Below are 11917 nucleotides of genomic sequence, written 5' to 3' on the forward strand. Positions count from 1 at the left end.
AAACTTGCCGGTCGCTTCGCTTCAACCATTCGCCCCATGACCCAAGCTCCCCCCGCCCTCGAAGTCCTTCCCCGCGATCTCTCCGCCTACCGCAAGGGCAACGTGGGCGTCGACTACGTGCACCGCTTCGAGTCCGGCAAGCCCGGCCCGCACGTGCTGATCAACGCGCTCACGCACGGCAACGAGATCTGCGGCATGACGGCGGCCACGCACCTGCTCGACAACAACGTGCGCCCGAAGATCGGCACGCTCACCGTGAGCTTCGCCAACGTGGCCGCCTACGAGTCGTTCAACGAGGCGCTGCCCTTCGACAGCCGGCAGCTGGTGCACAACCTGAATCGCATCTGGTCGCCGGAATGGCTGGACGGCACCGAAGACAGCCCCGAGCTGAGCCGCGCGCGCGTCCTGCGCCCGGTGGTCGAGGCGGCCGACCACATCCTCGACATCCACTCGACCAGCCAGCCCGTCGTGCCTTTCTGGGTGTACCCGGGCTTCGAGCGCAACGCCAAGGTCGCGCTGGCCATCGGCCGCCCCTCGGTGCACCTCGTGATGCCCGACGGCCTGGGCTCGGGCACGCCGCTCATCCAGTACGGCAGCCACGGCGGCCCGGACGGCAAGGGCGTGGCGATGGTGGTCGAGTGCGGCCAGCACTTCCTGCGCTCGGCCTCCGACCTGGCCACCGCCGTCACCTACGACTTCCTCGCCTACTTCGGCCTCGTCGACAAGGACCCGGCCACGCCGCCGGCCGAGCCGCAGCGGCGCTTCCAGCTGCTGCAGACGTTCGTCATCAAGTCGCCCGACTTCGCCTTCGTGCGCCCGCTGATTGGCTTCGAGACCTTCGCCAAGGGCGAACTGATCGCGACCAACGGCGACGAAGAGATTCGCGCGCTGTGCGACGACTGCACGATCTTCATGCCGGCCCAGCGCGCGATCGTGGGGCGCGAGGCGGTCTACCTGACCAAGCCGATCTGAGGCTGGTCGGCAGAAACGACCGCCGCGCCCGCAATGAACCGCTGGTGCGGGCGTTGATTGCGTGGCGCAGCGACGTCTTCAGACGTCTCGGCTCATGGAGCGGCAAGGCTCAGGATTTCAACAGCTCCGCAATCTGCTCGCGAAGCGATGGCAAATCGTGCTGGATGGTTTGCCAGACGATGGTGTGGTCGATGGTGAAGTAGCCGTGGGAAAGCGCGTTGCGCATCTCGTAGGCAAAACGCCAGGGAACGGCGGGGTGGGCAGCGGCGAATTCCGCGTGGTGCTTCACGATGTTGTTGCTGGCTTCCCCGATCACTTCCAGGTTGCGTACCACTGCATCCTGTGTTTTCCGGTCGACGAGATAACTGTCGGCGGTAGCGCCGCTCGTGTAGTCGTGAATACTGTCGATCGCTTGCAGGATATGACCCAAGTAATCCGCCACACGTTGCGGATCTCGTCGACTCATACCGGTACAGCCTCGCGCAGCACCTGATCGCGAAACTTGAGAGGCAGGCCGTTGGGCGTGAGCACGTCTACTTCCATGCCCAGAAGGTTCTTCAGTTCGTACCTGATGGCTCCTATGTCCATCAGTGTGGTTTGCGCCGTGGGCTCCACCAGCAGATCGAGATCGCTGTCGGGCCCGTCTTCGCCGCGCAAAGCGGAACCGAACACTCGCACGCTGCTGACGTGGTGACTCAGCGCGATCTCCCGGATGCGATCGCGATGCTGGAGCAGAGCTTCAGAGGGGCGCATGAGGCCGAGTGTAATGTGGCTCCTCGTTGGATCTCAGGCCGGAATGAACAACGCCGGGTCCACCATCGCCCGGTTCAGCATCACCGACCAGTGCAGGTGCGGCCCCGTCACCCGTCCGGTCGCGCCCACGGCGGCGAGCTGCTCGCCGGTCTTCATCACGTCTCCGACCTTCACGTCGATGCGGCTCAGGTGGCAGTACATGGTCAGCAGGCCGCCGCCGTGGTCGAGCCAGACGGTGCCGCCGTTGAAGAAATAGTCGCCCGTGTCGATCACCTTGCCGGGCAGCGGCGCGAGTACCGGCTTGCCGGTGCCTGCCGCGATGTCCATGCCGCTGTGCGGATTGCGCGACTGGCCGTTGAACACGCGGCGCAGGCCGAAGGAGCTGGAGCGGCGGCCGGGAACGGGCACGCGCATCTGCAGCACGGTGTCGGGGCGCATGTCGGTGAGGGTGGCCATCACGCCGGTGAGGTGGTCGCGTTCCTTGACATAGCGCGCCTCGTCTTCAGGCGACAGGTCGACGGTGCGCGGCGCCACCGTGAGGCGCTGTTCGCGGTATTGCTTCGGGGCGATGGTGTAGGCGATCTGGCGCTCGGGCTTGCCTTCGGCGCGCACCGTGATGCTGGCTTCGCCGGGTTCGGCGGCGAGGGGAATGCCGGCCAGCGCGGTCCATTCGATGGCGTCGCCCATCACCAGCAAGGGGATGTCACCCGCAAAGGCCTGCGGCCGCCTGGCCGACGGGCCCAGCGACAGGCGGGCCACGCCACCGGGCACTTGCGATGCGCGGGGCCATACACCGGGCGTTGCCGCGGGCTGCTTCTTTGTTGCCGTCGGCTTGGTCGCGGCGCCGGTGTGCATCGCGGCGAGCAGGCCGATGGTGCCGAGCACGGCGCCGCGGCGGTTGAGTACGAGAGGGTCGAAGGAAGAAGAGGGCGTTTGCTTCATGTGAAGAGGACGGAATGAGTTGGATGGAGGGAGCTATTCGCTCCAGGTTCCGGGCGCGAGGCCCTCGAGCGTGTGGGGCCCGATCGAGGCGCGGATGAGCCGCAGCGTCGGCAGCCCCACGGCGGCTGTCATGCGCCGCACCTGCCGGTTGCGGCCTTCGCGGATGGCGAGTTCGATCCAGGCGGTGGGGATGCTCTTGCGCTCGCGGATGGGCGGCTGTCGCTCCCACACCTCGGACGGTGGGGCGAGCAGCCGCGCCCTGGCCGGGCGCGTGGGGCCGTCGTTGAGCTGCACGCCGTTGCGCAGCGAGGCGAGCGCCGCCTCGGTCGGCTCGCCTTCTACCTGCACCCAGTAGATCTTCTCCATCTTGAAGCGCGGATCGGCGATGCGCGCCTGCAGCTTGCCATCGTCCGTGAGTAGCAGGAGCCCCTCGCTGTCGGCGTCGAGCCGTCCGGCGACATAGACGCCCGGAATGTCGATGAACTCCTTCAGGCCGCGCCAGCGGCCCTCGGGCGTGAACTGGCTGAGCACGCCATAAGGCTTGTTGAAGCGGATCAGCCGGGGGGAGGAAGCGGAGGGCGAAGAACGAGAGGGCGGAGGGCTCGGACGATTCATGTGCCGACAGGATAGCCCGGGTCTGTCCTGCAACCTCCGGCGGCCGCGGCGGCTCCAATCGACTGGTTCATGACACAGGGGAATCCGGTATGACGACGATGCGAAGCTCCATCCAACTCGCGTGCACGGTGGCCGTGGCCGGCCTTTTGCTGGCGGCATGCAACAGCCCGGGCATCCGGGTGGGCGGCGCGCCCGAGGCCAGCGTGAAGAACTGCGTGGCAGCGGCGGCGCGCGAACTGAAGGTGCCGCCGGCCAGCATCGTCGCCGACAAGGGCACGACGCCGCGCGACGGCGTCTACACGGTGAACCTGAAGGTCGGGCCGCAGGGACGCTCGGCGGTGTGCACCACCGACGAGAACAGCGCGGTGATCGGCGTGGTCTACAAGCAGGCCAACTAGGGAGTAATGTAGGTGAACGCGTCCTAAGTCAGATCGAAATGGCTAGTTCCTTGCGCCTTTGGGCACCTTGCATTGCTAGCAGTTCGATTTGATCCGCCAACGCGGAATGATGATTGGCATCGGGATAGCGAAGAATGAATAATCTTCTTATGGATTTTGAGAGATTGTCAATCTCTAGTTGATTTTTCCCAGCCATAAACGCGTAATGTGGACGCGTGTCGGAAAAACGGTATGCGTGCGACTCAACCAGCAATGAAACCGCCGGGTCATCCATTGAAAACCCAATAAACAAAAAGGTATGGGTTAGCAGTAAAGTGCTGATTAGATCTTGGTAGAATTGATTGGAAAATGCTGCGCGCTGAAAACTTGTTTTGTCGAATACAATGTTCTCGGGTTCGTCAATGGAGCCGTGAATTTTTATTAAATAAGATTCTTCGTCTCTGAATAATTTGAATGCTTGTTGGTCAATTTTTGAAATTACACGAGGGTAGCGCGATGCGTTGGATTCATTCCATGCATTTTCAATTAATTTGTCGAAGTTTGTTGTTACAACAATTCTTTGGCCAAGGGAGATGATGGCCCTGTGAAGCCTGGAGACGTCTGCAGCTTGTTGAAATTCTGCGGTAAGAATTGAAGACCATTGATCTGCCAAGTTTGATTTTAGTAATTCGCTGGCGATTAGGTAGTCTTTTGACTTTAAACGTTCTTTTACAAGTTTTTGAATTTTCAGGGGAGCATTTTTTGCCGCGTCTTGAAGAAAAGAAGCCCAATCCTTAAAGCTGCTCCCGCTGTATGGTTTTGCCCATTTTGATGCTCCGGCCCCAATAAAAACTACAACTCTCCGGCGAGCGATGTCTGCGACTAGATCGGCATTAAATGTCTGTGATTTAGTCATCTCGATGCAGATTATTTGAGATTTTGTGCAAATCTTGCGGAAAGAGCATCGTAAATCGCTCGCGCTTGAGCTCGCGTAGTCGTATAACTTCCCTTTGCGTTCACTGTAATCATTGGCATGTGAAGAGTTTGGGATTTAGGTGCCAGACTTGCTAAATGCTTGATATCTCCGAGATGAGGGTTGAACTCTCCTTTGGGAAATAATGTGCCTAAGTGATCCTTGATCGCCGCAGGAAGCTGCTGCTTGATGGCGTTATATGCTTCCACAACTCGAGGATTTCCGTTTTCGGCTTTCTCCTTGTGCTGCTGGGTTACATATCCTAAAAAGGATAACTGTGCGCGCTTATTCCATTCGTTTATCTCGTTGGGGTCTTCTGCTAAATTTAGTCCGTTGGACAATTCTTTTTGCCAAACTTTAAGTGCTTGGCCAATGTTTTTGATCGCCCACATGGAGAAAATGTCAATTGACATTGGAACGATGAAATGATCCGCAGATAAAAGAACTGATCGATTGATTGCCCCGAGTGAAGGCCCCATATCGAAGAATATGAAGTCATAGTTTTTCGAGACTCGAGAGATTAATTCGGAAAAAATAAAGGTGGTTCGAAGCCCTCGAGTTCCGCCTGCTTTTGCATCTCTCCAATCTTGGGCAAGCCAATCTTCTTTTAATGCTAAGCGAGGGTCTCCAGCAATTAAGTCAACTCCGAATTGATTGATTTTTCGAACTGGCAATTTGTTGGAGTAGCCTTTTCCCATGGAAAGAGGCTGGATGACGTCAAATATGGTCTTTGCGGGAAGGTCGACGCCATAAGTGGATGCAAACTCTGAGTCGTCGAGCAAATATTGTGTGAGATTGCATTGCGGATCTACATCGATTACCAGAATTTTCTGATGTAAATTTAGGGCTAACTGAGCAGCCAGGTTGGCGACCAAAGTTGTTTTTCCCACGCCACCTTTGTTGTTAAAAAAACATATTGACCGGGCCCCGGTCCTTTTGTTTTTTTCTAGTGTCTTTTCGGTGGTGACGTGTAGAGGCGTTTTTTTAATAGCCATTTCATTCCTGAAGAGTGTTAGTTGACCGAGCTCGGTAGTCATCGGAACATTTGGGTTTCTTCATTTGCCCCAGCTGTCCCGCATCCCGGCCGCGCGGTTGAACACCGGCTTGCCGACAGTGGCGCTGGCCTTCGCGTCGAGCACGAAGTAGCCGTGCCGCTCGAACTGGATGCCGACGCCGGGCTCCGCCTTGGCCAGCGAAGGCTCGACGAAGGCCGAGCACACTTCCAGGCTCTGCCTGTTCAGCTCTTCCAGCAGTTCGCCGCTGCCCGGATGGGCTTCGGCGAACAGGCGCTCGTAGAGCCGCACTTCGGCCTGCACCGCGTCGGCGGCGGCCACCCAAGTGATGTTGCCCTTCACCTTGATCGCGTCGGCGCCGGGCGTGCCGCTCTTGGTGTCGGGCACCAGCTTCGCCTGCACTTCGACCAGCTTGCCGTCGGCGTCCTTGGTGCCGCCGATGCACTCGATGACGTGGCCGTACTTCAGCCGCACCTTGTTGCCGGGGAACAGGCGGAAGAAGCCCTTGGGCTGCACTTCTTCATAGTCGGTGCGCTCGATCCAGACTTCGCGGCCCAGCTTGAACTCGCGGTGGCCCATCTCGGGGTGGTGCGGGTGCACCGGGGCCGAGCACGAGTCGAGCGCGTCGTCGCTACCCATCAGCTCGCCCCAGTTGGTGATGACCAGCTTGACCGGGTCGAGCACGGCCATGGCGCGCGGGGCGACGGGGTCGAGGGTGTCGCGCAGCGCGGCCTCGAGGCTGGCGTAGTCGATCCAGCCGCCCGACTTGGTGGTGCCGCTGCGCTCGCAGAACAGGCGCAGCGCCTCGGGCGTGTAGCCGCGGCGGCGCAGGCCGGCGATGGTGGGCATGCGGGGGTCGTCCCAGCCGTCGACGTACTTTTCTTCGACCAGCTGGCGCAGCTTGCGCTTGCTGGTGAGCACGTGGGTCACGTTGAGGCGCGCGAATTCGTACTGGCGCGGGTGCGGGCTGGCGACGAGGCCGCCTTCGGCGAGGCGGTCGAGCAGCCAGTCGTAGAAGGGGCGCTGGTCTTCGAACTCCAGTGTGCAGATGCTGTGGGTGATCTGCTCCAGCGCATCCTCGATGGGGTGCGCGTAGGTGTACATCGGGTAGATGCACCACTTGTCGCCCGTGTTGTGGTGATGGGCCCGGCGCACGCGGTACAGCGCGGGGTCGCGCATGTTGATGTTGGTGCTGGCCATGTCGATCTTCGCGCGCAGGATGGCGGCGCCGTCGGCCACCTGGCCGTCGCGCATGGCGCGGAAGCGCGCGAGGTTCTCCTCGGGCGTGCGGGTGCGGAAGGGGCTGTCGGTGCCGGGCGTGTTGAAGTCGCCGCGGTTCGCGCGCACTTCCTCCGCGGTCTGCTCGTCGACGTAGGCCAGGCCGGCGCCGATGAGGTATTCGGCGGCCTCGTACATGAAGTCGAAGTAGTCGCTCGCGAAGTATTCGTGCGGCTGCAGCGTGCCGGGGGCGCTGGGGCGGTCGGCCAGGTAGGTCTCGTAGCCGAGCCACTTCACCGCGTCGCGGATGGAGTCGACGTATTCCTGGTCTTCCTTCTCGGGGTTGGTGTCGTCGAAGCGCAGGTGGCTGACGCCGCCGTATTCCTTGGCCAGCTCGAAGTTGAGCCAGATGCTCTTGGCGTGGCCGATGTGCAGGTAGCCGTTGGGCTCGGGCGGAAAGCGCATGCGCACCTTGGCCGGATCGGCCATGCCCTGCGCGTGATGGGCGGCGTTGCCGGGCGATCCGCCCCACTTGCGGCCAGAATAGGCACCCTGTGCGAGGTCGTTCTCGATCACGTGGCGCAGGAAATTGCTCGGAGCGGCGGTCGTTTTGGTACCGTTTTTGTCGGTCGGGGAGGTCATCGTGGCATTTTAGGGTGCACCCCTCGTGGGTTACCTTTGGCAACTTTCTTCACAATGCCGAGTGCACCCTCTTTGCATTTGCCGCGTTCAATACACCACATGGGCGGTTCATACCCGAACGCAGCCCGACCAAACAAGGAGTGCAGGATCATGAGCTTCACACGTTCAACCTTTTTCAAGTGGGCTGCCGCCGGCGCCGTGGCAGCCGGTGCATTGTTTGCCGCCACTTCGGCCAGCGCCCGCAGCGACGTGAGCTGGTCGATCGGCGTCGGCGTTCCAGGCGTTGCAGTGGGCGTTGGCGGCCCGGCCTACTACCCGGCACCGGTCTACGTGCCGCCGGCCCCCGTCTACTACGCGCCGCCGCCGCCGGTTTACTACCGCCCGCCGCCGGTCTATTACCGTCCGGCCCCGGTCTACTACGGCCCGCCGGCTTATTACGGCCCGCGTTACTACGGTCGTGGCTACTACCGCGGACATGGCCACTGGCGTTAAAACGCCACGGCAATCGTGACTGAATGAAAAAAGCCGGCCCCGAAAGGGCCGGCTTTTTCTTTGGGCGCTCGCCCGCCCGATTTCACATTGCGCGAAAAAGATGGGCGTACAGGCGGCTGACCGGGATCTTCTCGGCCCGCCCGCGCAGCATCAGGTGCAGCTTGCCGGCCTCGTCGCGGTGCACCGATTCGATGGCCGAACTGCGCACCACCACCGCCCGGTGCACCTGCCAGAAGGTGTCGGCGTCGAGCTGGGGCAGCAGCTGCTTCAGCGGCGTGCGGATCAGGTATTCGTGCGTGGCGGTCAGCACGCGCAGGTATTTGTCGGCCGCCTCGAAATACAGCACTTCGTCGATCGGCACCATGCGCACGGTGCTGCCGCCGGCGTCGCTCGCGGCGATCATGCGCAGCGGAGCGGGCGCGGCCGAGGCCGCTCCGGCTCCTGCCGCGCCCAGCACCTGGCGCCACTGGGCGAGCGTCTGCTCGAGCGCCGCATCCGCCAGCGCGGGCGTCGGCGCCGGCTGCCGCGCGGCCAGCGCCTGTTGCAGGCGGCCAACGGTCTTGCGCAGTCGGTCGGGCTGCACCGGCTTGAGCACGTAGTCGATGGCCTGGGCCTCGAAGGCGCGGGCGGCGTACTCGTCGTAGGCCGTCACGAACACCAGCTGGGGCATGGGGGCCTCGTCGGCGGGCCAGCAGTCGGCCAGTTCGGCTGCGGCGCCGAGGCCGTCGAGGCCGGGCATGCGGATGTCGAAGAAAAGAACCTGCGGCAGCAGCCGCAGCGCCTCGCGCACGGCGCTGCGGCCGTCGCCCGCGGTGGCGACGATCTGCAGTTCGGGCCAGGCGGCGGCCAGTTCGGCCTTGAGGGCCTGCGCGAGCAGGGGCTCGTCTTCTGCGATGAGGGCGGTAGGGTTGGTCATCTTGTTGTTGTCGTGTGGGGGCGCATTCAGGCGGGCGCCGGGAAGCTCAGCGTGGTGCTGGTGCCGCCGGAAGGCGAGGGCCCGATGTTCATGCGGCCGTGCGCGCCATAGACGGTGGCGAGCCGCTCGCGCACTTGCTCCAGCCCGAAGCCGCTGCCTTCCGAGGGCGGCGCCGCGCCGAGGCCCACACCGGTGTCGTTCACCTCGATCACCAGCTGGCCGGCTTCCGTACGCGCACGCACGACGATCTCGCCGCCTTCCACCTTCGGCTCCAGCCCGTGGCGGATGCTGTTCTCCACCAGCGGCTGCAGCAGCAGCGGCGGCACCGGCGCGTCGCGCAGGTCGGGCGGCAGCTCGAGCGTGTAGCGCAGCCGGTCGCCCATGCGCACCGACATCAGCTCCAGGTAGTCGCCCAGCCGCTCGAATTCGGCCGACAGCGGATGCGAGAGCGCGCGCGAGCCGCTGAGCGTCATGCGCAGGTAGCTGTTGAGCCGGTCGAGCATGGCCACGGCGCGCGGCGGATCGACGGTGATCAGCACCCGCAGGTTGGCCAGCGTGTTGAACAGCATGTGCGGCTCCAGCTGCGTCTCGAGCAGCTTCAGCCGGGCCTCGGTGGCATTGCGCTGGGCCAGTTCGATCTGGCTCTGCATGTGCTTGCTCTTGCCGAGGCTGTAGAAGAAGAAGCTCATGCCGATCGCCGCGATGATGGTGATCGTGATGCCGGTGGCCAGCTTGTGGCCCTTGAGGTCGAGGAAGTCGAATGCCGGCGCGCCGATCCAGGCGTCGCCGGCGAGGTTGCCGACGAAGAAGCCGACGATCACGCCCCCCGCCACCAGCAGCATGCCCCACGGCCACTCGGGCCACAGAGACTCGCGGTGCCCGCTGATGAAGAGCCGGCCGAGGTCGATGAACAGCCACGTCACGATGCCGATCGACAGCGAGTACACCATGTGGGCGACCCAGTTGTCGCCGCCGGTGATGGTCAGCGCCGTGGCGATCAGGCAGCAGAAGACGACGGTGATCAGCCCATGCCGCAGCATGGACTTCAGGTTCTCGATCCTGAATTTGCCGGAGGCGTCGGCCGCGGGCTGGACCAGGCTCATCCGCGATCCCGCGAGCCCAGCGCGCGGCGCTCGCGTTCGACCAGCCTGTCGTAGAAGCCGCCGCCGGGCGCGATGAGCCAGATCACCGCGCCGTGGATCAGCAGCCCCAGCCCCCAGCCCATGAGCGGGTACATCGCCCAGCTGCGGCCGTTGGCGGCCGAGATGGCGACCAGGCCCAGGTTGACCAGCACGTAGACCAGGGCGTGGATGTACCAGCCCATCTTGGCGCCGGCGCGGCGGCGAGCGAGGCGCTCGATGTCGGAGCGGGAGGAATCGGAAGATGCGTAGGAAGTCATGACAGCTCCTTGTATTGGACAGGAATGAAATCGGTGGCTGCAGCGTGCTGCGGCGCCGCCTGCAGGGCCGCGCGCTGGCGCAGCTCCTCGGTCGTGTCGCCGGGGCCGTCGGGCTTCCAGCCCGGCGGCTTCACGAGGTAGCCGACGAAGGCGCGCACCGAGCGGGCCGAGGCGAGGTCGCGAAAGAGCGCGCGCCACTGGCCGAACTCGATCTCCAGGATGTTGTGCGTGGTGACCGGGTTGACCAGCCCGTAGCGGCAGGGCACGTCGGCGCGCTCGGGGATGTAGGTGCCGAACAGGCGGTCGAACACGATGAGCACGCCGCCGTAGTTGCCGTCCAGGTATTCCAGGTTCGAGGCGTGATGCACGCGGTGGGCCGAGGGGGTGTTCAGCACCCATTCCAGCGGGCCGAGGCGCGGAATCCAGGTCGCGTGGATCCAGAACTGGTAAAGCAGGTTCAGCGTGAGCATCAGCAGGATCACCCGGGGCGGCATGCCCAGCAGCGGCGCCAGCATGAAGAAGGCCAGGGTGCCGGTGAGGCGGCCGGTCCAGCCGAAGCGGTAGGCGGCCGACAGGTTCAACTGGTTCGGCGAGTGGTGGATGGCGTGGGTGCACCAGAACCAGCGCACCCGGTGCGCCGCGCGGTGATACCAGTAGTAGCAGAACTCCTGGCCGATGAAGCAGGCGACCCAGCCGCTCCAGTGGTCCATCGGCAGGGTGAAGAGGCGGTGGGCGTAGAACCAGTCCATCGCCCCGGTCCAGAAGGCCAGCGGCAGCAGCCAGCGCAGGGGGTATTCGCGCACCAGGAAGTCGAAGACCGAGACGCCGGCTGCCTTCCAGTCGTAGCTGCGCCAGCCGTTGCGCCACGACAGCGCCAGCGCCTCGGCGATGGAGGCGACGAGCACCACCGTGACGGAGATCTTGAGGATCAGCAAGAGCGCGTTCATGGTGGTGTGTCTTCTTCTGGAAGTCGTGGCTCTGGAATCTTAGGCGGCGCGGGCGGCCGCGGCCATGGCGTCAGTACGGATGGCCAGCTTCCACAGGCGCACGGCGCGGGCCGCGAAGACACCGGTGAACGCGCCGTACAGCACGGGCACCACGAGGGCGAGGGTGGCGTCGTGGCGCAGCTCGGGGTGCATGGCCAGGGTGGCGCCGACCACGTACTTGGTCAGGAAGATGCCCATCATGAGCATCAGCGGCACCGGGCTGCCGGCCACCTGGAACTGGCGCGTGGCCGCGTCGTAGCTGGTGGCGGCGGGCAGCGGGCGCTGCAGCACGAGGGCCGCCATCACGGCCGCGGCGGCGGCCCAGCCCAGCAGGGCGCCGAAGGAGTCTCCGAAGACCGAGACCACGCCGTAGACCGACAGGCCGCCCATGGCGACGGGCATCAGCGTCACGCGGGACAGGCTCACCTGGTTGGCCAGCAGCTGCCGGGCGCCGAGCCACAGCAGCAGGAAGAAGACGGCGAACACCCACTTGGGCGTGTGAAGGATGATTTGCATCAGCATGGCGGCACTCCGTGGAAGGTGAAGGAAAACTTGAAAAACTGCGGGGAGGGAATCGATGGGGTGGACTGTGCCGACGCCCGCCCGGCCCCGCCATCGC

At 63.7% G+C, this 11917-nt stretch carries 15 protein-coding genes; 3 read left to right on the top strand and 12 right to left on the bottom strand.

Translation table 11 applies throughout. The features are described from left to right. The first annotated feature begins 36 nt into the window (after positions 1-36). Positions 37-972, top strand: coding sequence for a succinylglutamate desuccinylase (locus SFB74_RS11305; protein ID WP_432730911.1), 936 nt, complete (start codon positions 37-39; stop codon positions 970-972). 109 nt (positions 973-1081) lie between these two features. Here SFB74_RS11305 and SFB74_RS11310 read toward each other — a convergent pair whose 3' ends face one another. From SFB74_RS11310 to SFB74_RS11325, 4 genes are read right to left on the bottom strand one after another with little or no spacing between them, the layout of a single operon-like run. Next, positions 1082-1438 (bottom strand): HepT-like ribonuclease domain-containing protein, encoded by a 357-nt coding sequence (locus tag SFB74_RS11310; RefSeq protein WP_432730912.1) that lies wholly within the window; start codon positions 1436-1438, stop codon positions 1082-1084. Beyond that, positions 1435-1725, bottom strand: coding sequence for a nucleotidyltransferase family protein (locus SFB74_RS11315; protein WP_432730913.1), 291 nt, complete (start codon positions 1723-1725; stop codon positions 1435-1437). Before SFB74_RS11315 ends, SFB74_RS11310 begins: the two co-directional genes overlap by 4 nt. A gap of 33 nt (positions 1726-1758) precedes the next feature. After that, positions 1759-2667 (bottom strand): peptidoglycan DD-metalloendopeptidase family protein, encoded by a 909-nt coding sequence (locus tag SFB74_RS11320; protein ID WP_432730914.1) that lies wholly within the window; start codon positions 2665-2667, stop codon positions 1759-1761. A 33-nt stretch (positions 2668-2700) separates the two neighbouring features. Further along, positions 2701-3282: a pseudouridine synthase gene (locus tag SFB74_RS11325; protein ID WP_432730915.1), complete on the bottom strand. Its 582-nt coding sequence runs from the start codon at positions 3280-3282 to the stop codon at positions 2701-2703. 89 nt (positions 3283-3371) lie between these two features. Here SFB74_RS11325 and SFB74_RS11330 point away from each other — a divergent pair, with 89 nt between their 5' ends. After that, positions 3372-3680: a hypothetical protein gene (locus SFB74_RS11330; protein WP_432730916.1), complete on the top strand. Its 309-nt coding sequence runs from the start codon at positions 3372-3374 to the stop codon at positions 3678-3680. Positions 3681-3708: 28 nt separating this feature from the next. Here SFB74_RS11330 and SFB74_RS11335 read toward each other — a convergent pair whose 3' ends face one another. Genes SFB74_RS11335 through SFB74_RS11345 form a run of 3 tightly spaced genes read right to left on the bottom strand, consistent with a single transcriptional unit; the run spans position 3709 to position 7505 of the window. Then, positions 3709-4575, bottom strand: a complete 867-nt coding sequence (locus SFB74_RS11335; RefSeq protein ID WP_432730917.1) for an SIR2 family protein — start codon at positions 4573-4575, stop codon at positions 3709-3711. Between the two features lie 11 nt (positions 4576-4586). Next, a complete protein-coding gene (locus SFB74_RS11340; protein WP_432730918.1) occupies positions 4587-5669 on the bottom strand; it encodes a ParA family protein in 1083 nt (360 codons plus the stop codon). Positions 5670-5687: 18 nt separating this feature from the next. Further along, positions 5688-7505, bottom strand: a complete 1818-nt coding sequence (locus tag SFB74_RS11345; RefSeq protein WP_432730919.1) for a glutamine--tRNA ligase/YqeY domain fusion protein — start codon at positions 7503-7505, stop codon at positions 5688-5690. Between the two features lie 150 nt (positions 7506-7655). Between SFB74_RS11345 and SFB74_RS11350 the strand changes: the two genes are divergently transcribed. Then, a complete protein-coding gene (locus tag SFB74_RS11350; RefSeq protein ID WP_432730920.1) occupies positions 7656-7997 on the top strand; it encodes a hypothetical protein in 342 nt (113 codons plus the stop codon). A gap of 82 nt (positions 7998-8079) precedes the next feature. Here SFB74_RS11350 and SFB74_RS11355 read toward each other — a convergent pair whose 3' ends face one another. The 5 genes from SFB74_RS11355 to SFB74_RS11375 are packed head-to-tail and all read right to left on the bottom strand — an operon-like array spanning position 8080 to position 11820. After that, on the bottom strand, positions 8080-8913 hold the full coding sequence (locus tag SFB74_RS11355) for a LytR/AlgR family response regulator transcription factor (protein ID WP_432730921.1): 834 nt from the start codon (positions 8911-8913) through the stop codon (positions 8080-8082). Positions 8914-8939: 26 nt separating this feature from the next. Then, complete coding sequence (locus SFB74_RS11360) at positions 8940-10016, bottom strand: sensor histidine kinase (RefSeq protein ID WP_432730922.1); 1077 nt, start codon at positions 10014-10016, stop codon at positions 8940-8942. Continuing rightward, positions 10013-10312 (bottom strand): 2TM domain-containing protein, encoded by a 300-nt coding sequence (locus SFB74_RS11365; RefSeq protein WP_432730923.1) that lies wholly within the window; start codon positions 10310-10312, stop codon positions 10013-10015. The genes SFB74_RS11360 and SFB74_RS11365 overlap by 4 nt, the downstream gene beginning before the upstream one ends. Further along, positions 10309-11259 (bottom strand): sterol desaturase family protein, encoded by a 951-nt coding sequence (locus SFB74_RS11370; RefSeq protein ID WP_432730924.1) that lies wholly within the window; start codon positions 11257-11259, stop codon positions 10309-10311. Before SFB74_RS11370 ends, SFB74_RS11365 begins: the two co-directional genes overlap by 4 nt. Before the next feature lie 39 nt (positions 11260-11298). After that, on the bottom strand, positions 11299-11820 hold the full coding sequence (locus SFB74_RS11375; RefSeq protein ID WP_432730925.1) for a DUF6622 family protein: 522 nt from the start codon (positions 11818-11820) through the stop codon (positions 11299-11301). Between the last annotated feature and the right edge of the window lie 97 nt (positions 11821-11917).

Source organism: Variovorax xiamenensis, from assembly GCF_050916385.1.
Classification (GTDB): Bacteria; Pseudomonadota; Gammaproteobacteria; order Burkholderiales; family Burkholderiaceae_C; genus Variovorax.

What these genes read in the sequence shown, in the direction of transcription:
- SFB74_RS11305 (WP_432730911.1), top strand. Translation starts at nt 37, where the DNA reads ATGACCCAAGCTCCCCCCGCCCTCGAAGTCCTTCCCCGCGATCTCTCC.
- SFB74_RS11310 (WP_432730912.1), bottom strand. Translation starts at nt 1,438, where the DNA reads ATGAGTCGACGAGATCCGCAACGTGTGGCGGATTACTTGGGTCATATC.
- SFB74_RS11315 (WP_432730913.1), bottom strand. Translation starts at nt 1,725, where the DNA reads ATGCGCCCCTCTGAAGCTCTGCTCCAGCATCGCGATCGCATCCGGGAG.
- SFB74_RS11320 (WP_432730914.1), bottom strand. Translation starts at nt 2,667, where the DNA reads ATGAAGCAAACGCCCTCTTCTTCCTTCGACCCTCTCGTACTCAACCGC.
- SFB74_RS11325 (WP_432730915.1), bottom strand. Translation starts at nt 3,282, where the DNA reads ATGAATCGTCCGAGCCCTCCGCCCTCTCGTTCTTCGCCCTCCGCTTCC.
- SFB74_RS11330 (WP_432730916.1), top strand. Translation starts at nt 3,372, where the DNA reads ATGACGACGATGCGAAGCTCCATCCAACTCGCGTGCACGGTGGCCGTG.
- SFB74_RS11335 (WP_432730917.1), bottom strand. Translation starts at nt 4,575, where the DNA reads ATGACTAAATCACAGACATTTAATGCCGATCTAGTCGCAGACATCGCT.
- SFB74_RS11340 (WP_432730918.1), bottom strand. Translation starts at nt 5,669, where the DNA reads ATGACTACCGAGCTCGGTCAACTAACACTCTTCAGGAATGAAATGGCT.
- SFB74_RS11345 (WP_432730919.1), bottom strand. Translation starts at nt 7,505, where the DNA reads ATGACCTCCCCGACCGACAAAAACGGTACCAAAACGACCGCCGCTCCG.
- SFB74_RS11350 (WP_432730920.1), top strand. Translation starts at nt 7,656, where the DNA reads ATGAGCTTCACACGTTCAACCTTTTTCAAGTGGGCTGCCGCCGGCGCC.
- SFB74_RS11355 (WP_432730921.1), bottom strand. Translation starts at nt 8,913, where the DNA reads ATGACCAACCCTACCGCCCTCATCGCAGAAGACGAGCCCCTGCTCGCG.
- SFB74_RS11360 (WP_432730922.1), bottom strand. Translation starts at nt 10,016, where the DNA reads ATGAGCCTGGTCCAGCCCGCGGCCGACGCCTCCGGCAAATTCAGGATC.
- SFB74_RS11365 (WP_432730923.1), bottom strand. Translation starts at nt 10,312, where the DNA reads ATGACTTCCTACGCATCTTCCGATTCCTCCCGCTCCGACATCGAGCGC.
- SFB74_RS11370 (WP_432730924.1), bottom strand. Translation starts at nt 11,259, where the DNA reads ATGAACGCGCTCTTGCTGATCCTCAAGATCTCCGTCACGGTGGTGCTC.
- SFB74_RS11375 (WP_432730925.1), bottom strand. Translation starts at nt 11,820, where the DNA reads ATGCTGATGCAAATCATCCTTCACACGCCCAAGTGGGTGTTCGCCGTC.